At 38.7% G+C, this 26,191-nt stretch carries 17 protein-coding genes; 9 read left to right on the top strand and 8 right to left on the bottom strand.

Translation table 11 applies throughout. From position 1 onward, the window contains the following. Positions 1–94: 94 nt before the first annotated feature. The 5 genes from WFN33_RS14335 to WFN33_RS14315 all read left to right on the top strand — a co-directional run bounded on the left by WFN33_RS14335 (position 95) and on the right by WFN33_RS14315 (position 5,035). Positions 95–1,990 (top strand): monovalent cation:proton antiporter-2 (CPA2) family protein, encoded by a 1,896-nt coding sequence (locus WFN33_RS14335; RefSeq protein WP_336953724.1) that lies wholly within the window; start codon positions 95–97, stop codon positions 1,988–1,990. 83 nt (positions 1,991–2,073) lie between these two features. Then, entirely contained in the window at positions 2,074–2,949 is an 876-nt protein-coding gene (hslO, locus tag WFN33_RS14330; RefSeq protein WP_004725526.1) for an Hsp33 family molecular chaperone HslO, read from the top strand. A 345-nt stretch (positions 2,950–3,294) separates the two neighbouring features. Further along, entirely contained in the window at positions 3,295–4,263 is a 969-nt protein-coding gene (locus WFN33_RS14325; protein WP_336953723.1) for a DnaJ C-terminal domain-containing protein, read from the top strand. A 41-nt stretch (positions 4,264–4,304) separates the two neighbouring features. Next, positions 4,305–4,643, top strand: coding sequence for a chaperone modulator CbpM (locus tag WFN33_RS14320; protein WP_004725521.1), 339 nt, complete (start codon positions 4,305–4,307; stop codon positions 4,641–4,643). A 122-nt stretch (positions 4,644–4,765) separates the two neighbouring features. After that, positions 4,766–5,035, top strand: a complete 270-nt coding sequence (locus tag WFN33_RS14315) for a YdcH family protein (RefSeq protein WP_336953722.1) — start codon at positions 4,766–4,768, stop codon at positions 5,033–5,035. Between the two features lie 7 nt (positions 5,036–5,042). Here WFN33_RS14315 and WFN33_RS14310 read toward each other — a convergent pair whose 3' ends face one another. From WFN33_RS14310 to rpsO, 3 genes are all read right to left on the bottom strand, one after another. After that, complete coding sequence (locus tag WFN33_RS14310; RefSeq protein ID WP_336953741.1) at positions 5,043–6,266, bottom strand: magnesium transporter CorA family protein; 1,224 nt, start codon at positions 6,264–6,266, stop codon at positions 5,043–5,045. A 148-nt stretch (positions 6,267–6,414) separates the two neighbouring features. Further along, positions 6,415–8,502, bottom strand: a complete 2,088-nt coding sequence (pnp, locus tag WFN33_RS14305; protein WP_336953740.1) for a polyribonucleotide nucleotidyltransferase — start codon at positions 8,500–8,502, stop codon at positions 6,415–6,417. Between the two features lie 255 nt (positions 8,503–8,757). Next, positions 8,758–9,027, bottom strand: coding sequence for a 30S ribosomal protein S15 (gene rpsO / locus WFN33_RS14300; RefSeq protein ID WP_004725514.1), 270 nt, complete (start codon positions 9,025–9,027; stop codon positions 8,758–8,760). Positions 9,028–9,296: 269 nt separating this feature from the next. Between rpsO and WFN33_RS14295 the strand changes: the two genes are divergently transcribed. Continuing rightward, entirely contained in the window at positions 9,297–10,595 is a 1,299-nt protein-coding gene (locus tag WFN33_RS14295; RefSeq protein ID WP_336953721.1) for a serine hydrolase domain-containing protein, read from the top strand. Positions 10,596–11,689: 1,094 nt separating this feature from the next. Here WFN33_RS14295 and recD read toward each other — a convergent pair. The 3 genes from recD to WFN33_RS14280 form a co-directional block, all read right to left on the bottom strand. Further along, positions 11,690–13,435 carry an exodeoxyribonuclease V subunit alpha gene (gene recD, locus WFN33_RS14290; protein ID WP_336953739.1) on the bottom strand — a complete coding sequence of 582 codons (1,746 nt, stop codon included), beginning with the start codon at positions 13,433–13,435 and terminating at the stop codon, positions 11,690–11,692. A 96-nt stretch (positions 13,436–13,531) separates the two neighbouring features. After that, positions 13,532–17,320, bottom strand: a complete 3,789-nt coding sequence (locus tag WFN33_RS14285) for a UvrD-helicase domain-containing protein (RefSeq protein WP_336953720.1) — start codon at positions 17,318–17,320, stop codon at positions 13,532–13,534. A gap of 2 nt (positions 17,321–17,322) precedes the next feature. Next, positions 17,323–21,087: an exodeoxyribonuclease V subunit gamma gene (locus tag WFN33_RS14280; RefSeq protein ID WP_336953719.1), complete on the bottom strand. Its 3,765-nt coding sequence runs from the start codon at positions 21,085–21,087 to the stop codon at positions 17,323–17,325. A gap of 184 nt (positions 21,088–21,271) precedes the next feature. On the opposite strand from WFN33_RS14280, the gene WFN33_RS14275 reads away from it, so the two are divergent. Then, complete coding sequence (locus tag WFN33_RS14275; protein WP_336953718.1) at positions 21,272–21,778, top strand: hypothetical protein; 507 nt, start codon at positions 21,272–21,274, stop codon at positions 21,776–21,778. A gap of 77 nt (positions 21,779–21,855) precedes the next feature. Here the strand turns inward: WFN33_RS14275 and WFN33_RS14270 are convergent, their stop codons facing one another. Both WFN33_RS14270 and pap read right to left on the bottom strand, forming a co-directional pair. After that, on the bottom strand, positions 21,856–22,734 hold the full coding sequence (locus tag WFN33_RS14270; protein ID WP_336953717.1) for a hypothetical protein: 879 nt from the start codon (positions 22,732–22,734) through the stop codon (positions 21,856–21,858). Between the two features lie 21 nt (positions 22,735–22,755). Next, positions 22,756–24,174: a polyphosphate:AMP phosphotransferase gene (gene pap / locus WFN33_RS14265; protein WP_336953716.1), complete on the bottom strand. Its 1,419-nt coding sequence runs from the start codon at positions 24,172–24,174 to the stop codon at positions 22,756–22,758. Between the two features lie 199 nt (positions 24,175–24,373). Between pap and WFN33_RS14260 the strand changes: the two genes are divergently transcribed. Next, a complete protein-coding gene (locus WFN33_RS14260) occupies positions 24,374–25,081 on the top strand; it encodes an FFLEELY motif protein (protein ID WP_336953715.1) in 708 nt (235 codons plus the stop codon). A gap of 152 nt (positions 25,082–25,233) precedes the next feature. Beyond that, positions 25,234–26,178, top strand: coding sequence for a bifunctional demethylmenaquinone methyltransferase/2-methoxy-6-polyprenyl-1,4-benzoquinol methylase UbiE (gene ubiE / locus WFN33_RS14255; RefSeq protein WP_336953714.1), 945 nt, complete (start codon positions 25,234–25,236; stop codon positions 26,176–26,178). The last annotated feature ends 13 nt before the right edge of the window (positions 26,179–26,191 follow it).

Here is a 26,191-nt window from a genome sequence, read left to right as displayed (position 1 = left end):
TTAGGTAAATAGACAATTTCTGAATAAATATCTCCAAGCCCATCACAAAATCACGCTACAATTTCTAAATAAAGAAAAAACTTAAGGCAAGTGAATGTCACTGTTACTCCAAATCACTATCTTCCTTGGCGCGGCATTAATCCTTGTTCCATTAGGGAAAAAACTCGGTATTGCTACCGTGCTAGGTTACTTATTTACAGGAATACTTCTGGGTCCAAGCGCGTTTAACATCGCCAACGATCCAGAGGAAATCATGCACCTTGCAGAATTTGGGGTGATTTTACTGATGTTCCTGATCGGTTTAGAACTTCGCCCACAACGTTTATGGGAAATGCGCCAATCTATTTTTGTGATGGGAAGTTTACAGGTAGGGATTACGGGATTGGTTCTGATGGGAACGATCTATTTAATCTTTCAACAATCACTCCCCGCAAGTTTTGTCATTGGTTTTGCCTTAGCACTTTCTTCAACCGCCTTTGTTTTACAGCTTTTGGAAGAAAAACAACAACTCAATACTACCCATGGTCAGCAATCCTTTTCAATTTTACTTTTTCAGGATATTGCTGCTATTCCCCTACTCGCCATTATCCCCCTCTTAGCAGGTAGCGAATCAAGTCATCATGGTATTGCTTACTTTGCCGCGATTGTTGCCACGTTTACAGGTTTATTTTTGTTTAGCCGTTATGTGATGCGACCTTTTTTTCGCTTTGTGGCAAAAAGTGGAGCAACTGAACTGATCACAGCCGTTGGCTTATTTATCGTGCTGGGTGTGGTGTTATTGATGGATACACTCGGAATTAGCACAACCTTAGGCGCTTTTTTAACGGGTGTGCTTCTAGCTGACTCTGAATTCCGTCATGAACTTGAAGCCAGTATTGCCCCCTTTAAAGGTTTATTGCTCGGTTTATTCTTTATGACGGTGGGAATGACCACACAAATCTCGCTAATTGCAGATATGCCATTATTGATTATTGGTGGCGCAGTCAGTTTAATTATGATCAAAATGATCGTGATGGCAGCCATTGCACGTTATAAAAAAATGAGTTGGACCAACAGTTTAATGGTCGCAACCTGTTTAGCCCAAGGGGGTGAATTTGCCTTTGTGGTATTAAACGTGGCAAAAAGCGAGAAAGTCCTAGCTGAAGCAATCATGGAACCCATTACCTTAATTGTGACCTTATCAATGGTACTCACCCCGATCTTCTTTTGGTTAGTGAGCACGCAAGTATTGCCATTAATCAATAAAGACAGTGCACCCAAATACGATGAGATTCCCAACGAACACCCAGCTCTTATTGTTGCTGGTTTTGGTCGTGTAGGGCAAATTGTTGCTCGTTTAGCACGTATCCGTCATTTTACCTTTACTGCCATTGATAATAATTTACAAAAAATTGATTTTGTTCGACGCTATGGTGGTACTTTGTATTATGGCGATGTGACTCAACCCGATTTACTACGTGCGGCTGGAATTGAACAGGCTAAAGTTTTTGTATTAGCAATTGATAATGTTGAAGACTCAATGAATGTTGCTCGACATATTTTACTCAATTATCCAAACCTTACCTTATTAGTTCGAGCACGAGATCGCTATCACATGCACCTCCTGCGTGATGTCGGGGTCAAACATATTTGGCGTGAAACCTATTTGACTTCATTGGGTATGGGATATCGAGCATTGTGTGAACTAGGAATGAGTAAACAAGAGGCTTATGATAGTGTTGAGCTATTTAGAAATTACGATGAAGAACTGTTAACGCGTCAACAACGCATTTATACCGATGAGCAAAAGCTTTTTGAAAGCTATCGGGACTTTATTTCGGAGCTTGAGCACCTGTTTGAAAGTGATGCGCAAGTTGAAAACCATAATCCTGATCAATATAAAGATGTCCCAGATTTGGATGAATCCGGTTTAGAAAGACCCACAACAAAAGCTCAAATGCTACATACCAAACACGATCGTATTAATATTATACGTGATGACGAAAATTAACTTTAAGATGCACAGTTTTTCAGGTGAAATAAACTTGTGATTTATAATATCGCCACCATCTAAACAGGGATTTGGAGAATTTTATGTCTGATTTACGTCAACGTTTTTATATTGAAGATAGCCCTGTACGTGGTGAAATTGTACATTTAGATACAGCACTACAAACAATTCTATCGCAGCGTAATTATGCGCCCGCTGTGCGTATTTTATTGGGTGAAATGTTGAGTGCAACAGCATTACTTGCCAGCACATTAAAAATTAAAGGACGTATTAGCTTACAAATTCAAGCACAAGGTACATTCAAATGGGCAATGGCTGAATGTAACCATTTAGGTGATGTCCGCGCACTTGCAGATTATGAAGAAGACCCACATTTTATGTTGAGTGAAGACAGTAGTACTGTGCTTAGCACCTTGCAACAACCTGTTCTATTTATCAATATTGAACCTGAGTTTGGTGAGCGTTATCAAGGGATTGTGCCACTAGATCAACCTACTCTTGCCGCTTGTTTAATGCAGTATTACGATCTTTCCGCACAAATTCCAACACGTATTGTCTTGGCAAGCACGCATCACAATGCGGGCGGTTTACTAATTCAGTTATTACCACGTAATAATGAAGAAGAACAACAACGTGTCGATGAAGACTTATGGCCACGTTTGATTATGCTGACTCAAACGTTAAAACCTGAAGAGTTGACAGATTTAACCGCACAAGAAATTCTTTATCGTTTATATAACGAGGAAGAGGTTCGTCTGCCAGACGTTGAACAACTTCAATTCAACTGTACCTGTTCACGCGATAAATGCAAAAATGCGTTGATCCAAATTGGTCTAGATGCGGTCAAAGAAACCCTAGAAATTCAAAATCCAATTGAAATGGATTGTCAATTTTGCAATAAAAAATATCAGTTCACCGCAAAAGAAGCTTTGAATCTGTTTGGTGAGCATTTAAGTTAATCTATTGAGATCTGAATGGTTTAAATTTGCAAAAATTTAACTATCGATTTTTACTAAGAAGAGCAAATTCAGTTTGCTCTTTTTTTTCAATTAAAATTCAAAGCATAATCAGCAAGTTTTATAAGTTAAAATGTTAAATAGCTATTTGGAATCGTCATTTACTTAACCAAAGCAACAACCCGAACACACAAAGCCCATAGAACATGAAACACCACCTTTATCAGGAATAAGCGGGATTTTGTTCTAGATAAGTTTTGAAACAATAACCACACTAAGTTGCTCTTCCATCTGTAGCCAAAAAGGCATAAAACTAGAATAAAGTTAAACAAAATAATGACCTTAAGTATGGCAAAAAATTATTATGAAGATTTGGGTGTTTCTAGAAATGCGACACCAGACGAAATTAAAAAAGCTTATCGAAAACTCGCACGTAAATATCATCCTGACGTGAGTAAAGAAACTGATGCTGAAGCAAAAATGCAAGCCATCAATGTCGCATATGACACCTTAAGTAATGAAGAAAAGAAAAAACAATACGATTTTGAACTCGACAACCCCTATGCCAATACAGGTGGGTTTGGAGGGCAATCTACAGGTCAAAGTGGTTTTGACGGTAGCCAATTCCATCGCTCATACAGTAGCAGTGGTGGACAAGATTTTAGTGGTTTTGAAGATCTATTTGGACGTTTCGGTGGCGGTTTTGGTGGCGGACATCAACAAGATTTTGGACAACGCGGCTCTCAGCAACAGCGCAGCTATAAGGGTGAAGATCAACATGCCAGTATTGAAATTCCTGTAAGCATTGGTTATGAAGGCGCAACCCAGAGTATCACCTTACAAATCCCTACCTATAATGCCTATGGTGAGCCCGAGGTACAACGGAAAACCCTCCAAGTTAAAATTCCGAAAGGCATGAAAGAAGGTCAGCAAATTCGCCTTGCAAAACAAGGACAAGCTGGAATTAACGGTGGTGAAAATGGCGATCTTTATATTGAGATCCAATACCAAGACACTGACCGTATTCGTGTTGAAGGTACTGATGTCTATTACACAGTTGATGTTACACCTTGGGAAGCAGCACTTGGTCAAAGTATTGAAATTGATACCCCAGCAGGTAAAGTAAAAGTAACTGTGCCACAAAATGCCAAACCCAATCAGCAACTCCGTTTAAAAGATAAAGGGATACCGCATAAAACCCCAGGTCATCTTTATTTGGTGATTAATATTGTTTATCCCAAAGCAACCACCGAAACACAGCAAAAAGCCTATCAACAATTTGCTGATGCTTTTAATGACTTTAATCCCCGTTCATAATTTTATAGATACCAACATAGCCTTGCTAAAGGAGAGCAATCATGACAACTATTCAATATCGTGAAATTGTCTATGACGGTTTCCATGATGCAGAAATCGTGGATGAAAACCTAAATCTAGATCTCAAGCATTTTGCTGAGGCATGCGGTCAAAGTCCGGATTGGATTTTGCAATTGCTTGAATATGAAATTTTACCCGCACGTCCTGAGGATCGTATTCATCAATTTTTTGGAGAAGACATCTCACGGGCACGCCGCGCCTATCGTTTACAACGCGACTTTGAAGCCAGTTTATCTGCCGTTGCAATGATGATGGATTTACTTGATGAAGTTCAACAATTACGAAAACAAGTCAAACATCTTCACCTTCATACTCATTAATTCATTTCAAAATGTTAATGCCTAGTGACAGGTTAATATTTAACCTGTCATGATGGAGAACTTGTCTCTCCATTTTTGTTTTATCGTTTAGAATTTTATGACAAAGAGGTTAATGAGCTCTGATGAATTCGAAAGTAATGAATAAAAAGTTGAAACACATGTTCCCAGAACACCGTGATCTCATGTGTAGTTTAAAACAAGAAGATCCGCATTTTGCTAAACTTTTGATTGACCACGATGAACTTGATCGTGAAATCAGTCACCTTGAGCTTGATCCACTCAATCATATTCATGAAAATATTGAGCAGCTCAAGCGGAAAAAATTAAGATTAAAAGATCAACTCTACTTAATTTTACAAAAGACAGCTCAAATAAATCCTCAACCAGAATAATGCTTAATTATTTCAGTTTTGTGATTTTTTCGACTTCTTTCATGGTTTGTTTGATCGGTTCATAATCTAAAAACCAGAGTAAATTGACGTGCTGATTTTTATGTTGTTGTGCCAACATATCAATCACACTTCGTTCACCACGTCCTACCAAATGACGACGGTAAAAATAGACTAACAGCCCAATCGTACAACCTAACATCACACCCAACATCACCCAGAAACCTATCGGACTACGTAGACCTGGAATGAATTCAAAATTCATTCCATATACCCCTGTTAATAGAGTTAATGGCGCAAACACGGCAGTAATAATCGCAAGAATTCGCATATTCTCATTGGTTTGATTGGCGATTGCAGAAAAATGTAAATCAATCGCAGTTTGAATTGCCGTACTTAAGCGTACTGTATATTTTTGAATACGCTCAACATGGCTAACGAGATCATCCACGCGAACCAGCATAATGTCCTGCTTCTCAGTGCGTTTTTTACCTTTTAAATGGGCATAATTTTCAACAATTTCATCTCGAAGTTCTTGTAAGGAATCTATTTGTTCTTCGCACAAATTTTCGATTTGTTGAAAAACCAGATTCTCCTGAAACAGTTGATGCCACTTAGTAAAGCGGCGATTACCTTGCAAAAGTTCTTGTTGCCAAAATTCAACGCGACGAGACAAAGGATTACGTAAATCCAAATAGCCATCAATCATACTATTTAGCAAGCGCAGTGCTAAATCTAAAGGCGTAGTGGGTAATTTACGTGGTTTATTCTGTTCTTCTAAACTCTTATTCATGATATTGAAAATACGTGCAAGATAACTTTCAAAGGCATGGTTGCCTTTTTCATGAATGGTGATTAAAGCTTGTGAAGTAATAATAAAACTGACTGGCGAAGACGCTAAGCCAAAAACATGATCATGCTGTTCAAGTGCATCTTCACCACTATCGATCTGATCATCTGGGGTTATTAATTTACGAAAAATCAATAAATCATAATCTTCCATTGCATCAAATGCGCATGGATGTTCGATATTTAAAATATCTCGAATATGATATTCATTGAGGTGAATCTCGGTCGCATTATAGACTTCTTTTTGCCATAGCTCAGCACGATTGACCACATCTTCACGGGTACAGTCCACCCAAACAAATTGTTGCTCTGCATTAAAAACAGGCTCTTTTTGTATACAAGTATAAGGTTCATCTGTGTGTTGAAAAAAATAAAAGCTTTGCATATCCACGATATTTTTAGTCTTTCTTGTTATGCATCATGCCATAAAAAAAGCCCTGAGCAAGCCAAAGTTGTAACTTTGGCAAAGCACAAGGCAGTCTTTTCTTTATTAAATTTTAATCAAACTGTAAAAGATTTAAACCTTGCAAATATTATGCTTGGTCTACATCTTTCATAGTTAATTTAATACGACCACGGTTATCTACGTCAGCAACTTGAACTTTAACGTCTTGACCTTCAGCCAAGATATCAGTCACGTTTGCAACGCGTTCGTTTGAAATTTGCGAGATGTGAAGTAAACCATCTGTACCTGGCATGATATTTACAAACGCACCAAATTCAACGATACGAATCACGCGACCTGCATAGATTTTACCTGGTTCAACTTCAGCAGTAAGCGCTTGGATTTTTGCAATCGCTGCTTGAGCAGCCGCTTTCGTTTCACCAAATACACGTACAGTACCGTTATCTTCGATATCAATCGCTGCTTTTGTTTCTTCTGTGATTTGACGGATTGTCGCACCACCTTTACCAATCACATCACGGATCTTATCTGGATTGATGTTGATCACTTGGAATGTTGGTGCATGCATAGAAATTTCAGGACGTGCACGTGAAATCACTTGGTTCATTGCATTAAGAATATGCATACGACCTGCATAGGCTTGATTCAACGCAACTTCCATAATTTCTTCTGTGATACCTTCGATTTTGATATCCATTTGAAGCGCAGTAATACCGTTTGCAGAACCAGCAACTTTAAAGTCCATATCACCTAAGTGATCTTCATCACCTAAGATGTCAGAAAGAACAGCAAAACGCTCGCCTTCTTTTACTAGACCCATTGCGATACCCGCAACTGGCGCTTTAAGAGGAACACCTGCATCCATAAGTGATAATGAAGCACCACATACAGAAGCCATTGAAGATGAACCATTTGATTCAGTAATGTCAGATACAATACGAATCACATACGGGAAGCGATCAGCTGGTGGAAGAACAGCTTGTACACCACGACGTGCTAAACGACCATGACCAATTTCACGACGCTTAGGACCAGATTCACGACCTGTTTCGCCTACAGAATATGCAGGGAAGTTGTAATGCAACATGAAGTTGTCAGTTTTTGTACCAGACAAGGTATCCACCATCAACGCATCACGTGTATTACCCAAAGTCGTTGTAACCAACGCCTGAGTTTCACCACGTGTAAATAATGATGAACCATGAGCACGATCTAACACGCCCACTTGTACATCTAATCCACGAACAGTTTTAGTATCACGACCATCGATACGTGGTTTTCCTGAAAGGATGTTGTCACGTACAGTACGGTATTTAAGATCTTCGAATAATTCGTTTAAGTCATCTGCAATGCCAGATTCGTCATTTTCAGGAACGAATTGAGCAGTTGCTTCAGCTTGAAGGGCATCTAAGGCAGCATAACGGTCATGCTTAACAGCAATGGTATACGCTTCAGAGATTTTAGCTTCAAATGCGTCTTTTAATTTTGCACGAAGATCTTCGTTTTTAACTGGAGCAGTCCAAGTTGATTCTGTTGCACCAGCGGCAGCAGCAAACTCTTTAATCGCTTGGATTGCAATTTGCATTTCGTCATGACCGAAAAGCACAGCGCCTAACATTTGGTCTTCTGAAAGTTCTTTTGCTTCAGACTCAACCATCAATACAGCAGATTCTGTACCTGCAACTACAAGGTCAAGGTCAGATTGAGCAAGTTGTTCTAAATTTGGGTTAAGGACATATTCGCCATTGATCAAACCAACGCGCGCACCACCGATTGGACCACGGAAAGGTGTACCAGCGATTGCAAGTGCAGCAGAAGTACCTAACATTGCAGCAATGTCAGCATCCATGGTTTTGTCTGAAGACACAACTGTTGCAGTAACTTGGATCTCGTTGAAATAACCTTCTGGGAACAACGGACGAATTGGACGGTCAATTAAACGAGAAATTAAAGTTTCTGCTTCTGAAGCACGGCCTTCACGCTTACCATAACCACCTGGGATACGACCCGCAGCATATTGTTTTTCTTGATAGTTAACTGTAAGTGGGAAGAAATCTTGACCCGCTTTAGCAGTAGGTTGTGCAACAACAGCAACCAGTACTGTTACGCCGCCCATTGTAATAAAAACCGTGTTTGCTTGACGAGCAACACGACCTGTTTCTAGCACAACTTGATGTTGACCATATTGAAATTCTTTACGAATAACATTAAACATTGACATGTATTTTTGTTTCCTAATTTTATTCTAGTGGAGACCCCTAAGGTTTGGCATTCACATCAACCGCATAAATGACAAAGCTTAGAAGCCGACCTCACTAGACAATAAATCTTTAGTTAGACTAATTTTAAACACGAAGAAGGAGCGAATATTCGCCCCTTCCCTTTTATCCAGTAAATACTGGATAGACTTTAGTTTTCATCAGTACAGCATTCAGCATGCAATAATCCGAAAATAAAAGTTTAAATCGAATTAACGACGTAAACCTAAAGCAGCAATCAAATCGCTGTAACGAGTAGCATCTTTACCTTTAAGATAGTCAAGAAGCTTACGACGTTGGTTAACCATACGGATCAAACCACGACGGCTATGATGATCGTGTTTGTGTTCTTTAAAGTGACCTTGCAAATCATTGATTTGAGCAGTCAATAAAGCAACTTGTACTTCAGGTGAACCAGTGTCATTTTCAGCACGAGCGAATTTTGCAACGATCTCTGCGCGATCTGCGTTTGTTAAAGCCATTCGATTTCTCCGAGATGCTTAATTTAAATATTTGATACAAATCAAATTGACTCTTCAAAATCAATTTAACTGCCGTGCATCACTACAGCAGTCGCCTATTTTAAAGGAACTGGGGTGAGATTGCAAAAATATCGTACAACCATATTCCATAAGGCTTAACTACAAGACTATTGCAATTTTTTTACAGATAGCATGGCAATTGGGACACTGACATCATGCTCAACTCAGTTCACACTGCCGTGGAATAAAAATAATCATGGAAAAAGATTGTGAAATTGTTTTCAACCAATACCTGCTATGTACCTAAGGACTTAAGCAGTATCACTCAGCGCAAAAATGAAGTGTCTCCAGAACTGGGAGGGATGAACCAACAACAAGTTGAAAAGATTTGGCAAAGTATTGAAAATCTGTATCAAACAGGCAATCATCCCCTGATCACCATGTGCCTAAGACGCAAAGGCAAGATTATTCTCAATCGTAGTCTGGGTTATGCGTCAGGTAATTCTGCCGATGGTCTCGCTTCAAATGCAGTACTTGCCAATCCAGACACCCCGATTTGTCTATTTTCAGCATCAAAAATAATTACAGCAATGCTGATTCACATGTTAGATGAAACAGGTGCAATCAATCTATTAGATCCGATCAGTTATTACATTCCTGAATATGCACAAAATGGGAAGCGCCGTGCAACAATTTTCCATTTGTTGTCCCATCGTGGTGGAATTCCACGGATAGAAATGGAAGTCACCCCAGAACTGCTTTTTGATAAAGATCGTATTTTGCAACACCTTTACGCTGCGCAGCCCATTTCACCAGCTGGTACGCATTTGGCTTATCACGCTGTTACTGCGGGGTATATCTTAGGTGAATTGGTTGAACGGGTAACAGGACAAGATATTCGTCAGTTTTTACATGAGCACATTGAAAAACCGATGGATATGCAGTTTTTTAACTATGGCTTAGAACCAGAATATAGAGATCAAGTTGCTTTAAATTATCCGACTGGTGTACACCCTAAACTCGGTACAGACTTATATTTAAACCATGTGCTCGGTGGTGGCTTACAGCTTGCTGTCGATGTGACTAATGATCCACGTTTTATGGATACGGTATGTCCTGCTGGCAATATTTACACTAGTGCTGAACAAGCCAATCGCTTCTTTGAGATGTTATTGAATGGTGGTCAATATAACGGCAAGCAAATCATGAGTCCTGAAACTGTATTTCGTGCAACTTTGCCCACTTCAACCACCAACATAGACCGAACCTTGCTTGCACCGATGCGCTATGCTTTGGGGCCTATGCTCGGCAGTAACCCAGTAGGTATATTTGGACCAATGACGGGGCAAGCTTTTGGGCATTTAGGCTTTTCCAACATTCTCTGCTGGGCCGATCCAGAACGTGATATTAGCGTCAGTATTTTAAATACAGGAAAAGCTGTGGTTGGAACACATATTCCTGCTCTGGCACAAACGCTTTATCAAATTTCTAGCCAGTGTCCTAAAATTCCTAAAACACAACGTAGAGCTTTATTTGGCACAGATCGAACAGAAACCGAATTGGTTTAAATAACAGCTTTAAACGCGACAGATAATACATGAAAAAGCCCTAAGATCACTCTTAGGGCTTTTCCTTTGCGCTGTAGTTTCTTGTTTAATTATTGTGCTTATCTTATTTATAGTATTTGCTTGTACCCTAAGCAGTTTTTGTTTTTGTACATGACACTCATTTCACAACCATGTGACCAATTATGTCCTTATGTGACTTATTATGCCTGTGACAGACATTGAACAGAAGTCGCATTTACCGCAAGATTATGTGAGAAATAACGTACATAGAGGCAATGGCTGTAACCTTTTAAAAAAACCTTGTAAATTTTAACCATTTGCAAAATCACTTTATATTTATAGGTGACCTGTCAAAAAATTCAGACTCAAGAATATAATTATCATCAATTAAGATCTTCAATTAAATCAAATACAGGAATAAGTAAATTATTTAATTATAAAAAGTTTGCAATAACACACCTTATATTCAAAGTTTAAATACCTTTGCGTTAGCGATGCCCCACTTTTCGTAAGGGTTGCCAAACCTTGCGCTACAAACAAAGCACTGCTTTTTTTTGCTCATGGGCGAGGGGGTGTCCTGTAGCTCCACCCAACATGGAGACATCCATGTCGCCACACGATAGGATCACCATCTAGGGTTCAATAGTACAAAAATTGAATTGATAACTAACAGATTCTAAAAGTTCATACAAAAATAGAAGTTTTATTTCTGACTAATGATTTGATAGAAACCACTTGTATGATTAATAAGGTGGTTTGACTAGACCCAAATTTAAAACTTAATTTAAAAAATAGATTGATTCTCTTTGAGGTAAAATTCAGCATTTAATTTTAATAAAAAAGCCCTGTAGTCTCTCCCAAAACTACAAGGCTTAGCGGCTGTAAGTTTCCTCTTATCACTTACTTTCCTGTAAGTTCGCAGTCTCACGACTTTAAATTATTATTATTTTGCGATTTTACTCAACGATCCTTGCTGAGTTCTTTATGTCTTCATCATCTCAAAAAGTAACAAGAAGCTCTATGCGCAAATCTCTCGAATTCATGTAAGCAATTTCGTACATAGAGGCAAATTATCAACAAAAACTACAAAATAACTATGCCGTGTTAATCATGCTAACCAATCCACTCATTCTAGTTGTGGTGGTGTCTAAAGCGTGGATAAATGCTTGTTGATCAACCAGTAAACTCACCACTGATTTAGCCCGTGTAATAGCAGTATAAATCAACTCTTGGCTCAATAAGCGTGTTGCTGTAACATCCAAAACTACTGCAGTATGGGTGAATTCTGAACCCTGAGATTTATGAATGGTTAAAACAAAAGCGGTTTGCATCGATTTAGGCAAACGTGTTGCAGCAATCCATTTGTCTAAACTGGGGAAATAGACTTCAAATTGATCAACATGCTGGCGATTTTTTAGACAAATTCCGATATCTCCATTGGAAAGACCAAGTTGATAATCGTTATAGCTCATCATCACAGGACGCCCAACATACCAGTCACCATAACGAGCCAATGTTGGAAGATATTCAAATAATGCTTTTTCCATTTCATGGTTTAAGCTATTCAATCCCAATGCACCGTGCCGAACAGCCGTTAAAATACGATATAGGTCAAATGCTTGTGTCACCGCTTCAATCTGATGATGAGAGTCGTCGGCGATCAGATAGTTGCTTAAACTTTGAAAATAAGCTTGAAAACCTAAACTGAGTTTTTGGTAATACTGCATTAGATCTGCTGGAAAAATCTTTTCAGGCAGATATTCAAGCTGAATCACATCTTGCATATTTGCTTTGAGTTCAACTGGTTTAAGCGCACTAGCCGCAACAATCTCTTGCTCAAAATTCGCCAATAATTCTGCACGGGCTATACTTTGATTTTTCTGTGATTGAATAAACTGTGCCATTTTTCCAATTAAGGCACCCTCTTTAAAGCGTTGACTGGTCTGTAGATTGACCCGATTGTACTGTAATGATTGTACATTCTGTAAATCTGCCAATACCGAACCGACATCCACAGAAGCCAATTGATTGGCATCGCCCAAAAGAATTAAACGGCAATGCTCAGGAATCGCCTCAAACAACATCGTGGCTAAATTTAAATCCAACATCGATGCTTCATCGACTATGACCACATCATAAGGTAATCGCTGTCTCAGATTAAAACGTGGAATATGCTGATTTCCCAAACCCAATAACCGATGTAAAGTCATGGGGTTGAATTGATTTTGATTTAATCCAAAGCTTTGTAATTTTGGATCACTTAAAGATTTTTGTAGTGCTTCGCCCATTCTTTGTGCGGCTTTACCTGTGGGCGCAGCCATTGCAATACGAATATCAGGAATGGTTTGCTGTAATACTGCAATTATTCTTGCCAAAGTATAAGTTTTCCCCGTTCCTGGCCCGCCTGTAATGATATTGAAAGCGTTACCCGCCACCATCTTCAAAGCAGCGCTTTGATGCGGATCATTAAGAAGATGATCAAACCCTACAATATCAATTTGTTGAATTTCAGACTGTTTTAACCTTTCGACTTGTACAGATAAACGTCGCTCAAGTTGCCAATAGCGGTACAGATAAATCAACCCATGCTGTTGAACAAATGGTGCAATCGTTGTTTCGGCCACATCATGGTCAACAATTAGTGGCTTTAATAGGACTATATTTTGATCCTCTGCTGAGATGCAGCTATCCCCTTGAGTCGTCGCCAACAAAATCTCTTGCACTAATTCAACTGCATATTCGTCTAATTCTAAAGCTGTGGAATACTGTGATAAAACATATTTACTCCATACCTCAATCCATTGCGGGACTTGACTTTCTAAATCCTGTTTATTTTCCACACGGTTATCCTCAGAGTTATCTACAAGGTTTTCAACAGAGTTATCCACAGAATAACTTATTGTTTGCAAAGATGTTCAAGCAACTATTCACACGATTCAACTGGATTTATCCTCAGTAAAATAGCCCAATATGGCATCAAGTCTTAAAATAAATTCCGTGGTGGGTCGCCAGAAGTAGTAACCTTGTCCGCTTTGACCATTCATACCACGTAAATACAAATAGGTTGCGCCTCCCAGATCACGATCAATTTGATAATCTTCGAGCTGGATTTTCAAATAACGATGCAATGCCACCAAATACAAAGATGCCTGTAGCCAATAACTGGCATGCGACATGCTGTCCTGAACAGCTTCAAATGAATAACTTTGCTGATCTACACCCAAAAAATTACTTTTATAATCGGCAATATGATATTGCTGACCATCAAAAAACACCAAATCAATTGACCCATTTAAATAACGTGCTGAATTGGCATCTTTAAACTCAGGCATTGCAATGGCATGCTCATCAAACAATTGATGTATACGTTTAATTGCCAAAACTCGATCTGAAAGGGCCAGATAAAATGGAAACTCAGCTAAATGTTCGTGTGGTTCAAGTTGCTCCATTTTAAAATGACTGAGAATCGGAGTCGATAAAACATCCTGTAACCACTCAGCCATCCAGTCAATCAGCTTCTCTTCTACAGCGTGTTCTGTTTGAGAAACGCCCTCACTCGAATTGTCGTTGAGAAAAGCCTGCTGATATTTTTCCAGTAACTCCGTCCATAAACTTGAATAATCATTTTTAAAGCGACGGCGTATTTCCAAACGCCAGTAATGCGTATCTTTGAAATCAATATGTTCAAAAATTTCATGCAAAAAATTGCCTGCAACCGTCCCCATTGGAAAATTGGCTTTGATCCAAGCAATAGGCTGAGTTGAAATTTCATCTGATGTGGTTTCAGCAATAGGCTGTTGAATTTCATCTTCTGCTGGTTCTAACTTTTGTTCAGAAACCGCTAACGCATCTTGAATTTGTTGCCGAGTTAAATGCTGGGCCAAAGCACTAAAACTGGTTTTGCCACGAGGATAAAAACGTTGAGTAGGAAAGGCTTGTGCAAGTAAAGGCAATTGAACGTCGCTCTTGGCCTTTTCTAAATGCGATGGGCATTCAGTCAACAACGCCTCCATAGCACTTCCAGCATGTTGAAAAGTGTTTGTACCCTGACCTCGCCAAAATGCCAATCCAGTTGTTGATTTTTCCTTTACATCACTCAGCATCGCATAAACGCGATAACTGGCACGTGTCAGTGCCACATACCACAAACGGTGATGCTCTGCTAATGCACGCTCATTGTGCTGCTCAATATCTTTTTTATCGAGAAGATTGGCATCATTGATAGCGACTACACGTTGTTGTTCATTCTGTCCTGTTCGTACATTCAGTTGTTCAACGGTCGAGAAATTCAGCGTTTTATTGATCTCTTTAAACTCTTTATCGGCTCCCAATAAAAACACAAACTTAAATTCGAGCCCTTTGGATTGGTGAATGGTCATCAACTGAACCCCTGCCTCATTGGACAGTTTCCTTTCCATCTCCCACTCTCGTTCCATTGGCGAAGTGAGTTGTTTTAAATACCAATGATAAAGATTTTGTGCACCTTGATAATCTTCACTGTGCTGACTCAATAACTCAGTTAAATGACGTAAATTCACCACCACACGTTCATTGTCACGACTGTGTTTTTCCACCAATTTTGTCCAGGCAGAAAATTGATTGAGCAGATATTGCCAAGCTGTTAAAAACCCTTGATTGAGCCACATCTCACGAATCTGATCGAACAGTTCAATATAGACACTCAGACCATCGGCATGCTGTTCCAAGGCAATCAACGCTTTTAGATCAAAGCCGATCAAACGACTTAACAAAGCGCGTTTTACTTTGGCTTCATGATAAGGATGCAAAATTGCAGCTAGCACAGCCCCAACATCTCGTGCAATCTGACATTCAAAGACACTTTTTTTCGATGGTCGACTGGTTCGAATCCCTAAAAATTCCAACGTGGATTGTGCTTTATCTAAGCCATCATGGTTTTTCGAGAGGATGGCGATATCGTTTTCATCTACTGCACGATGCACTGATTTTTCAATAAAATATAAACTGCCTTGAATCCCTTGATTCAGTAGCTCACGAATTTTCCATGCTACTTGTTCAGCTTCTTGGTTTTTATCTTCGAGCTTTATCCACCTTAAAGGCAGTGGATTAACATGGGTTTGATCAATCAAATCTGGATGCGGACGAGAACCAGCTTGCACTGGTGTATATATCACCTGTTCACCAAAATCCATTTGCTGTTGAAATAAAGCATCAACAACTTCAACCAAAGGCTTTACCGAACGGTGATTATAAATCAGATTATATTCATGCCCTTCTTTACCAAACACGTCCTGATGTGCTTTTAAAAAGGTCAACATATCCCCGCCACGAAAACCATAAATTGCCTGCTTACGGTCACCAACCATAATCATACACCCCTGTTTGACACGACTTGGATGACGCCAAATTTGTGCCAACATATCATCTTGATCTTGGTTGGTATCCTGAAATTCATCAACCAAAATCAGGGGATAACGAGCATGGACAAAGGTCGCAAAACGCTGACCTTGTTCACCTTGCAAAGCATCTGCAAGGGTCCGAATTTGTTGTGCAAAGGTGGTTTCGCCTTTTTGTTGCAACACTTGAGGCAAACGTGTTTTAACTTCTTTTGCTAAGTAATATTTTAAGAATGTATTCGTACCAAGTAATTGATTTTCAAAATTTTCAATCTGCGCATAAATAGTGAGTAATTGTTGAATAAGGGGATGATGATAAAAATCGGATTGTACGTTTTCAGGTGCAGCTTTTTTAAAAATTTGCTGCTCGCGAATCACCTTAATCAAGGTTGCAAAGTCGGACTTTTCAACACTCAGCTTTGAACTTAAATAATGCTTATAGTCATGCTGTTGTAGGGTTTGAATAATTCGTGGCAAGCTCTTGGCAAAAATACGATTCAATCGATCATTTCTAAATTTTGTCCCATTCACAAATTTATAAAACTCACCATCCAATAAATAATAATTTTGCAAAGTCTGTAATTGAGCAAGTTGAATCTGAGCAAGCTGTTCAGTGGCTTGTTGGAATACCAGAGCATCAGCATTGGAGAATTTGGGTTCAATAAAATTTGCTGAGGCAAAATTTAAACTTTGTTCAACTGTTGCAACATAATAATCTACACTATATAACTCCCCAGCAAACATCAAACTGTCCACAATATCTTGGGGTTGTTTTTGAATCCATGCGCGAAGTACATCGTGAATCAATTGCTGACTATAACTTTTCGCATCATCAGTAATTTCAGCTCGCTCAATTTTGCCACTTTCAAAAGCGAACTCACGCAGTAATTTCTGACTAAAACTATCCAAAGTCCCGACAAAAAGTTCATCCAGCTGATCAATCACCAATTTCAACCGTTCACAGGCATAAGCAACCCGTGAAGCAAACATTTTTAATACTTTAGAAAATAATGGATCTGACTCTTGGATTGCTTTAGTCAAGACTTGCGCTTCGGTTAATTCACGACACGAGTCAAAATAGCGGTATGTTTCTTGTAATCGTAAGCGAATACGTGTTTTCAATTCCGCTGCAGCTTTACGGGTAAATGTGGTCGCAATGACTTGACTAGGTAAGTATTTTTCTAAAAATATTCGCACCATCAAGCTTGAAAGCGTATAGGTTTTACCTGTGCCTGCTGAAGCTTCGATCCAGTGCAATCCAGCAAATTGCATATCCTCAATTGGATGAATCGAAACTCTTTTGGCTGTGTGATTTTGTGCTGTCGGCAACTGTGAATTTACGGAAGTCATGTTTATTCCTCCGCAACAAATTGATGCTGATAAATCGGCTGATACAACGCATAGGCGAAGTGATCACAGGCATGTTTTAACAATGCGGTTGCATCTTGTTCTTGCAAAATAAATTGCCAGTCCCGATGTTTTTTACTCCATTCCATTTCAGTCAAATCATAAGGTAAAAACGCATCACTTTTATTCCATTCAGTTAAAAGATCTGCAAAGTTATTGATTAACATGCTTTCCACATGATGTTGTGTATCCGCATTTAAACCATGTCCAGCTAAGCCACCTTCAACAGTCCCGAGTGACCATTCCAACTGCTTATTATTTTCAGCGGGTTTTAATAACAAACCCGCAGGCAGAACTAGAGGTTCCGATTGGGCATAAGCAAATGCTTTAAACCACGGCAATAAATATACTTTTGCCTGTTCTGAACTTAAACCTGTACTGATGATCGTGACATCACTAAATACCGCAATACGTTGTAGCGTTTTGGACTTTTCAGCATCTACATTTAAATAGCTTAACCAGAGTAAATATTCTAACCAAACTTTGGCACGACGTTTAGCACGACCACTTGACGCATCCAAACTTACCCAATGCTGTCCTGCTTGCTGAGGTACTGTAATATTCATAATCAAACCAGCGTCAATTCGCCATTGGCGTTGCGTTGTCAACGTCACATCAGTAGCATAACGCTGTAAACGCTCTTTTAAACTGTCTTGTTCCGCCAAACTGATTTGCCATGCGCTGTGCTGAACCTTGCCAATGGGTAATTGATTTTGCAGTAATCCAATCTCTTGAGACCAAGAATCTTCAGCGGAATGAGCTGATTGTTTCTGTAAGAAATCTCGAATCTGATAACGTGCCAAACCATCCAAAATTAAGGGTTCATTCATTGCAGGGATATCTTCTGCGCGCAGATTCTCTACACCTAAAGTTTTTAAATATAATTGTGCTGGGAAAGTGACATCTTGAATCCATTGTCGCGCATCCAAAACAGTGAGCTCTTCTTGAACAACAGGGTATTGTGTATTTGCCCAAGCCCCACGTTTAGCAAGCATTTCCGCTTGACGGATTTGTTGTGCAACATTGAACCATTGGTCTTGAAAACGAAGCGGTGTTGTTGATTCAAAACCAGTTGGATCAAAAGGCTGTAAGCTGTGAATTTGAAATAAACACTGCAAATGTTCAGGGACCTGAATCCCGTTAAGTTCAATCATATGATCAACAGGACTGATATCTTTATTGTCCGTAGATAATGCTGTTTCAGATTGGGCAATCAGGGCAATATGATTGACCAATTCCTGTAAAACGCTAGATGGCTCACGAACTTCACCATCACTCACATCAAAGCCATTATAAAATAACCATAGATTTTCCTGCGCCAATAACAAAGCATCTAAGAAAGCCCCTTGATCATCATCAAGACGTGAACGATCCCCCAATTGTGGCTTGAGAATTTTCATTAAATCAAAGGGTAAATGCACATTTCGATCTGGAAACTTACCCCCATCCAAATTTAACAGGACGATCAACTTATAAGGCAAAGGACGAATCTGACCAATTTGGCTAAAGGTAATCTGACCTGTCGGTAAAGCCTGATCAATTTGACCTTCTAATAAATTTTGAATTTCATTCAATAGATAAGGTAAAGGTAAATAAATATTTTTAAGAATAGGTTGTGCGTGTTCATCATAAAAACTGGCTAATGTCAGCATCCGCTCTTGTTTTTTGACAATTTCACGTACGACTTTTAACGACTCAACACCGGCTTGTTCAAACTCAACAATGTCTTGCATCAGTAGTTTTAACCATGCCTCAACATTGCATTTTAAAGCAGTATTTTTTCCCAACTCATGCGCAATCATCCAGTCACGGCGAGCATCAAAATCTTGATAAATCTGAATCAGTTTAGCCACTAACTCAAAATCACTTTGCAAAATTTGTGCATAACTAAGGGTATTTTCAAAAATCGTATGTTCTGGAATCGCAATACCTAAAGCCAAACGATCAAGGGCAAATTTAAAACTAAAACGGAAATCTTCATCATCCTGGCTTAACGATCGTCGTAAATGTTGTGCATCTAGACCACGTTTAAACCCTGCATTGATCAATAACTCAATCATTCTTTCTGTATTTGAAATATCCAAACCGTAACGTAATTGCGTAGCATTTAAACTTAACCAATCTGCAAAATTCTCAACACTAAAACGACCTTCCACCAGTTGAATACGGCCTAAAACAGCACGCCAAGCATTATTGGCATCCAGTTGCGTTACTCCAGCAATCTTCGCGGGTAGATAAATACTGTCTTGGTTTGGTGTATGCGGAAATACACTGCGAATAAGCGGTTCAATTTGTTTTAAATCTGGTACTAAAACCAAAACATCACTTGGTCGATGTGGCCGTTCAGCAGTATTTTTCATCAACCAAGCAACCAATTGGTCTTTTAACACTTCAAGCTGTCGTAAAGACGAATGACACACATGGATTTGAATCGAGTCATCCGTTTTAGCAATTGGGTAAGCATGTGGTTCAGGCTCAACCAAATACAGAATATCTGATTGTAATTTGCTTAATAAATGAGTCGGTTCTTCATCCACAAACGCATCCACCCATTGTCCTTCTTCACCTGAAGATAAATTGGACAAGATCGAAAAATGGTCACGAGCTTGCTTACCAAAACGGGTTAATAATGGATGCCGTGATTCACGAATTTCCGCATTAAAATTTAAAGTAAATTCATCAAAAAACTTTTGAATATCTGCATCGGTCGCTTTAGGATATTTGCTGACAAAACGCGCCTTTACCCGCAAATCATATTGTTTTTTCCAGTTTGGATCGACACTGTCGGCCCAATATTCTTGTGATGGGTTGTAATGTAAAATTACCACATCCAAATATTGTCCCAATCGTCTTAAAAACTGTAATTGACTCGGTGGCAAGTCCAATAAAGTAAATATAATCAGCTGGCTAGGTAATTTCTTTAAAGCTTGAGGACGTTGAAGATCATCATCCATGATTTGCCAAAAATCATGATCAATACTTTGCATTTCAATAAAATCATCATGAAATGTATGTTGCCACAGCCAACGTTGCCAAGTTTCCAACTCTTGTGCTTGATTTAAAGTAAATGCTGAAACTTGTTGATTGGTTTTAAAAAATTGCTGTTCTAGGTTAAGTGCTTGACCATGTCCCCACTGCCCTAACCAATTGCTTGGGCAGCTACATGACTGTCCATTGTTCAGTTGGCAACCGCGTTGACAGTCCCCACGATACAACATGTAATGACTGAATAATTTTGACACTTGTTCAGAGACCCAATACAACATACTTTGTTTTTTGAGTTGCTTCTCTAAACCTTGCTCTAGTTGCGAGGCTGCATCATAAATACGTTGGATAATGCCATGCAAAGGATGATCTTGGGCTAAGCTATTTTCATCCTGCTCTATAAAACTTTTCAACGTTTGATAAATTCGCCACTTCATAATCAAACGCGGAATATTGGCTTTACGGACTTTATCTTTGTCATCTAAAACTTGCTGATAAGCAAACCACTGAAAACCACGAATCCGCTGATGAAATTGGCTATTCGCACTAATGCCTTGTTGTTCAGCAATACGTTGGCTCAACCATTCCTGTACAGCAGGACTTGGAACAATAAAATGTTGCGTTTGCAAGACAGCAAAAGGTTTTTTGGATGGCTTAATGGTATTTTGCAAAAGTCCTTGCACCAAGACATCAATGCGTTGGCTTTGAATCACATGAATTGCCATATATCCTCAACTGTCAATATTTAACTGTCTACGTTTATGCACAAAACATAAACATTCGCCACTATACAACACCATCATACTATGGCATTTTTAAAACATTATTTGGAAATAACTTCACAATTTCAAGCTTAAACATGCGTTTTCAAAAATATGAGAAAAAGCTTGAAACAAAGGTAATTGTTTTATGAAAATTGATAAACTTCCAGACTCAATCGATCCAAGCTTAAATTTAGAACAGATTCGTGATGAATGTTTGGAGCAAGTTAAAAAGCGCTCTTACGTATCTGCTGGAGTCGCCGTGATTCCTGTTCCGTTTTTAGATGTTGTGATTGATGTGGGTATGCTGTCTCTTCTCATCCCTGAAATCAATGCCCGTTTTGGTTTAGCGCCAGATCAAATCAGTGTTTATGACCCTGCAACCAAGAAAATTCATTGGAATGAACTGCGCAAACGTGGTTTTGAATTTTCAGGTTTGGTGGTTGCACGTACTGCAGTAAAAGCATCATTGAATAATATGGCCGCTAAAATCATTACTAAACAGGTGACTAAGTTTATCCCGCTAGGTGGTTCAATCATTGCTGCAAGTCTAGGCTATATCGTAATGAAGAAAGTTGCGGAAGCACATGTAGAGGAATGCTATAAATTAGCGAAAGATATTCAAAACAAACAAACTCAAAAGTTAGTGAGCTAAATATTCCTAATTTGAATATGTATAAAGCGGATTCTTAATCCGCTTTATTTTTTATATGTAACAGAAAAAATAATCAATTAAATTAAAAAACGATTTCTGATCCATGTTTCTATTTTCTTACGATTAATACCCTTAGTGACAGTTATATACGCAATTTTCTCTAAATTAAATTGAACATTGAGCACTTGCTCAATATTTGTCAAAAACAGGTTTAAATATAATAAATCAACTTCTGGTAATTTATCCGGCTCAATATCGATAGTGAATATATGGCTTTCCCTCATCTTTATCCGCTTTCTTTCTGATGAAGAATCGTTATAAATATCGATTAAATATGTATCATTCAATGCTTCAGGCGAATTTAATCTAATTTCTAGTATATAACGACGGTTCTTTTCTTCATCAGTAAGTTCTCTTGGAGTCAACCATTCACCATCGGTTGTTAAAGTAAATGAAATTGACCAATTGAATGGATCAACTGGATGAATATCTAATCGCTTCAATAATTGATAAGCAGGCAACTCAGGTAAGCGTTGATCATAATACTGTTGAATCTGCTCAACAGAAGGATGTAACTCTTCCAAGAAATTAAAAACTTCAAAAAGATTTGCTAAATACACAGGCTGATGACGAATATTTTCTAAAATAAAATCATCAAAATATTGAATAACTTCAGGATTTTTAGAGAAACTTAATACAGACCAGACTGCTCTTAAATTTCCTATATCATGATTGCTTAAATCATAAAGCTCATTTCTCAGTTGATATTTAGCTAAACAATTGAGCAAAAACTTATCTACTTCGCTGGTAGAAAGCATATGTAATTTATGAACATTTTTACGATCAGGTAAATATGAATCATTGTCTAGTTTTCGAATCAACTGATTAACTAACTTTTCACTCGGCTGAGTTAAGTACTGTTTATGATCGAGCAAAATCTTTTGTAATGAGCTCATAGGAACCAACGCTTAAAACATTTAATCCGCTTTTAACTGCTTTAAAATCGTTTTGAGGATTTGAATACGTGCCGTGTACTTATCATTGGTCGCAACCACATGCCACGGCGCAGACTCGGTATCAGTTCGCTCAAACATATCCGCAGCAGCATTTAAATAATCATCCCAATGTCCACGATTTCGCCAGTCATCAGGGGTGATTTTAAAGCGTTTATGCGGTGTTTGTTCGCGTGCTTTAAAACGTGCTTCTTGTTCATCTTTGCTGATTGCCAACCAGAATTTAACCAACACCGTTTGATTATCCGTTAAATCTTTTTCAAAGCGATTAATTTCATCATAGGCACGTTGCCATTCCGCAGGCTTGGCAAAGCCTTCAATACGTTCAACCAATACTCGGCCATACCAAGTACGATCAAAAATGCTGATTTTTTCCTCGGGTTGAATCTTGGTCCAAAAACGCCATAAATAGGGTCGACGCAATTCATACTGTTCTGGTGCAGCAATGGTATAAATCTCGTATTCACGCGGATCAAGATTTTTCACAATACGCTTGATTGCCCCACCTTTACCAGCTGCATCCATGCCTTCAAAGGTAATGATGACATTGCGTGAATCATTCCGTAGCGCTTCCGATACTTTTTTTGTTAATTTCTTTAATTCAGTTTTGTATCGGTCTTTATCCAGTTCTTCTGTGGCGGGTTGCAATAAACACTCAGGTACAGTTGCCTGTTTCCACTTGGTTCTTACCGTTGTTTTATGTCGAGGCAACTGCTTTAACGCTTGCAGAATATACTGAGCAAATTGTTGGTCTCGGGCAACACAATCTTCACAGTCAATCACATACCAATCATCGGTAAAACGCTGACGTAATTTTTGCACAATATCATATTGTTTTTTATTCCGCCAATCCAAGCCCATTAGCTTATGCCAATGCTGTTCTGATGCATCCATCGCATCTAAACGCTTTTGTAAGCTTTTCCAGGGTAAATCAAACCAAATTTTGATCACATCGACATGATTATTTTTTAGGTCTTGTTCATAAGCGCGCATATTTTCGATATAGGTATCGAACAAAGTTTCATCTAAGGGTTTAGAAACATGCATGGCTGTTGACAATAAATCACTGTACCAATTACCAAAGAACAGCTGGATTTGCCCTTCTGATGGAATATGCCGTGCATAAGGCTGCCAAAAACTTTGTTTATTGCTAAATAAACTTGGTGGGTCTGCTTTAACACGTAAATAACGAGGATCAACCCATTCTCGTAATTGTTTAACCGCTTCCCCTTTCCCCGCAAGCTCGATACCACTGACTAAAATGACCAGGCTTTTGGCATTATTTTTATCTTTAGAATTCTTTAAGGCATATTGTGCCTCAATCAGATCAACGGATAATTCTTCTTCATCACGCAACGCAAACGCTAATTGTTCTTCAATCATCTGCTTCTCTATGGTCTGAAACTTCAATTGAGTATACCTATTCCCAAAAACAGAGTTATATTATTTTCTGTATAAAATCTTTGATATTGTCTATTTAAAAATCCACTGACTATATTTCTCTATTGTTTTTTTACTTTTGTCATAGTGATACCTAGCAACTGCCTTTATGCTGTTGCTAAACGAAATCCAGAGTTTCTGTATGTCAAAACTTGCTGCACTTGATCAGCTTTTAGAACAATATCAACAATTGAGTTATCACAGTGACCCAATTCTAGAAAAACGCCTGCATGAAGCGCAGGACTGGTTAAAAATGCGTATTGAAAAGACCCATCATGCGCTATTCAATCAAAAAGAAAATCAATTGATGGCAAAATATTTCATCAACCGTTTATATGGTGGTCCTGAATTTGATGATTTGGCAATACAGATTGAACGTTTGCTAAAATATGCGCACAAAGCAGAAAAAATTCTTCCTGAAAATGCCATTAAGACTGGCTTAAAATCCGTTGGATTGGCGGTACTGGCCATGCAACTTGATGAGCAGGTTGCTGCACAATTACTTAAGGATTACCCTGTTGATCAAGTGATTGATGATGAAATGATGCGACTGACCTTACTAAAATTAGATCAAGCAAAAGCCCGTCAACAACAGCTAGCTTTATTGGATGATTTGGGTGGAGCACTAGACAAATACATGCGTTCATTCATTATGCATACTGCATTTAAAATGTGTAAAGGTACTGCAACAAAATATAAATTTGAATTGATGTATGACTTTATTGGAGAGGGTTTTATTGCGATGAAGCCAATGAAATCTGCAGCTGATTTTATCCATGCATTTACCCTAAAAGAACGTGATATTGTCGAAAAAGTGCATGCTGGAGATCCCAATCCATTTCAAGATTAATTTAATTTTTGGCTGTATCAAACCGATCTCTAAGATCGGTTTTTGTATATTATTCATAACAATTTCATGATGAGGACTGCAAAATTATGCAGAATCTGTCATTATGCAGAGCAATATAAAATTTCCCATTTTTGTGTTCAGGAGTGACTCAAATGTCGAATGAAAACCAAAAGCCTACAGCCCCTGCTGAAACGGCAACGAATACAGACAAAGTGAGTCCATTTCTAACAGAACCATTACCACAAGGTACTCCACAAGGTCAGCAACAGTCTTTACAGCAACAACAGGTAGATACGCCAGTTTCTGGGACTGTGCCAAAATACAACCTCCCACGTGGTGCCAATACAGGTAATGTCGGCGCAACCACGCATTTCGGCTACAAAACTGTTAATAGTGAAGAAAAAGCGCAAAAAGTCGCTGAAGTCTTCCATTCTGTAGCAAGCAAATACGACATTATGAATGATTTAATGTCATTCGGTATTCACCGCCTCTGGAAACGCTTTGCGATCAATATGTCAGGTGTACGTCGTGGTCAGCACGTGCTTGATATTGCAGGCGGTACAGGTGACTTAGCCAAAGTTTTCAGCCGTGAAGTTGGTCCAACAGGTCATGTGGTTTTATCCGATATTAACGAGTCCATGTTGAATGTTGGTCGTGATCGTTTGATTGATGCTGGCTGTACCAATGTTGATTTTGTATTGGCCAATGCTGAAACCTTAGAGCCATTTGCAGACAATAGTTTTGACTTGCTCACCATCAGTTTTGGTCTACGTAATGTGACTGATAAAGATGCTGCACTCCAAGCGATGTATCGTGTATTAAAGCCAGGTGGTCGTTTACTGATTCTTGAGTTTTCAAAACCAGTATTTGAACCATTTTCAAAGCTCTATGATTTCTATTCATTCACGGCTTTACCATTTATGGGTAAAGTTGTTGCCAATGATGCGGAAAGTTATAAGTATTTGGCTGAATCTATTCGTATGCATCCAGACCAACGTACCTTAAAAGGTATGATGGAAAGTGCCGGTTTCCAAAACTGTGATTACCACAATTTAACCGGTGGTATTGTGGCGGTACACCGTGGCTTTAAACTGTAATTTCCCCAAGATA

It is taken from the genome of Acinetobacter sp. AS167 (genome assembly GCF_037152175.1).
In the GTDB taxonomy this organism is placed as follows: Bacteria; Pseudomonadota; Gammaproteobacteria; order Pseudomonadales; family Moraxellaceae; genus Acinetobacter.
This window is presented reverse-complemented; position numbering and strand designations above follow the sequence as displayed.

Excerpts from the sequence above, each read along its gene's own strand:
- WFN33_RS14335 (WP_336953724.1), top strand. The coding sequence starts at position 95 with ATGTCACTGTTACTCCAAATCACTATCTTCCTTGGCGCGGCATTAATC.
- hslO (WP_004725526.1), top strand. The coding sequence starts at position 2,074 with ATGTCTGATTTACGTCAACGTTTTTATATTGAAGATAGCCCTGTACGT.
- WFN33_RS14325 (WP_336953723.1), top strand. The coding sequence starts at position 3,295 with ATGGCAAAAAATTATTATGAAGATTTGGGTGTTTCTAGAAATGCGACA.
- WFN33_RS14320 (WP_004725521.1), top strand. The coding sequence starts at position 4,305 with ATGACAACTATTCAATATCGTGAAATTGTCTATGACGGTTTCCATGAT.
- WFN33_RS14315 (WP_336953722.1), top strand. The coding sequence starts at position 4,766 with ATGAATTCGAAAGTAATGAATAAAAAGTTGAAACACATGTTCCCAGAA.
- WFN33_RS14310 (WP_336953741.1), bottom strand. The coding sequence starts at position 6,266 with ATGCAAAGCTTTTATTTTTTTCAACACACAGATGAACCTTATACTTGT.
- pnp (WP_336953740.1), bottom strand. The coding sequence starts at position 8,502 with ATGTTTAATGTTATTCGTAAAGAATTTCAATATGGTCAACATCAAGTT.
- rpsO (WP_004725514.1), bottom strand. The coding sequence starts at position 9,027 with ATGGCTTTAACAAACGCAGATCGCGCAGAGATCGTTGCAAAATTCGCT.
- WFN33_RS14285 (WP_336953720.1), bottom strand. The coding sequence starts at position 17,320 with ATGACTTCCGTAAATTCACAGTTGCCGACAGCACAAAATCACACAGCC.
- WFN33_RS14280 (WP_336953719.1), bottom strand. The coding sequence starts at position 21,087 with ATGGCAATTCATGTGATTCAAAGCCAACGCATTGATGTCTTGGTGCAA.
- WFN33_RS14275 (WP_336953718.1), top strand. The coding sequence starts at position 21,272 with ATGAAAATTGATAAACTTCCAGACTCAATCGATCCAAGCTTAAATTTA.
- WFN33_RS14270 (WP_336953717.1), bottom strand. The coding sequence starts at position 22,734 with ATGAGCTCATTACAAAAGATTTTGCTCGATCATAAACAGTACTTAACT.
- pap (WP_336953716.1), bottom strand. The coding sequence starts at position 24,174 with ATGATTGAAGAACAATTAGCGTTTGCGTTGCGTGATGAAGAAGAATTA.
- WFN33_RS14260 (WP_336953715.1), top strand. The coding sequence starts at position 24,374 with ATGTCAAAACTTGCTGCACTTGATCAGCTTTTAGAACAATATCAACAA.
- ubiE (WP_336953714.1), top strand. The coding sequence starts at position 25,234 with ATGTCGAATGAAAACCAAAAGCCTACAGCCCCTGCTGAAACGGCAACG.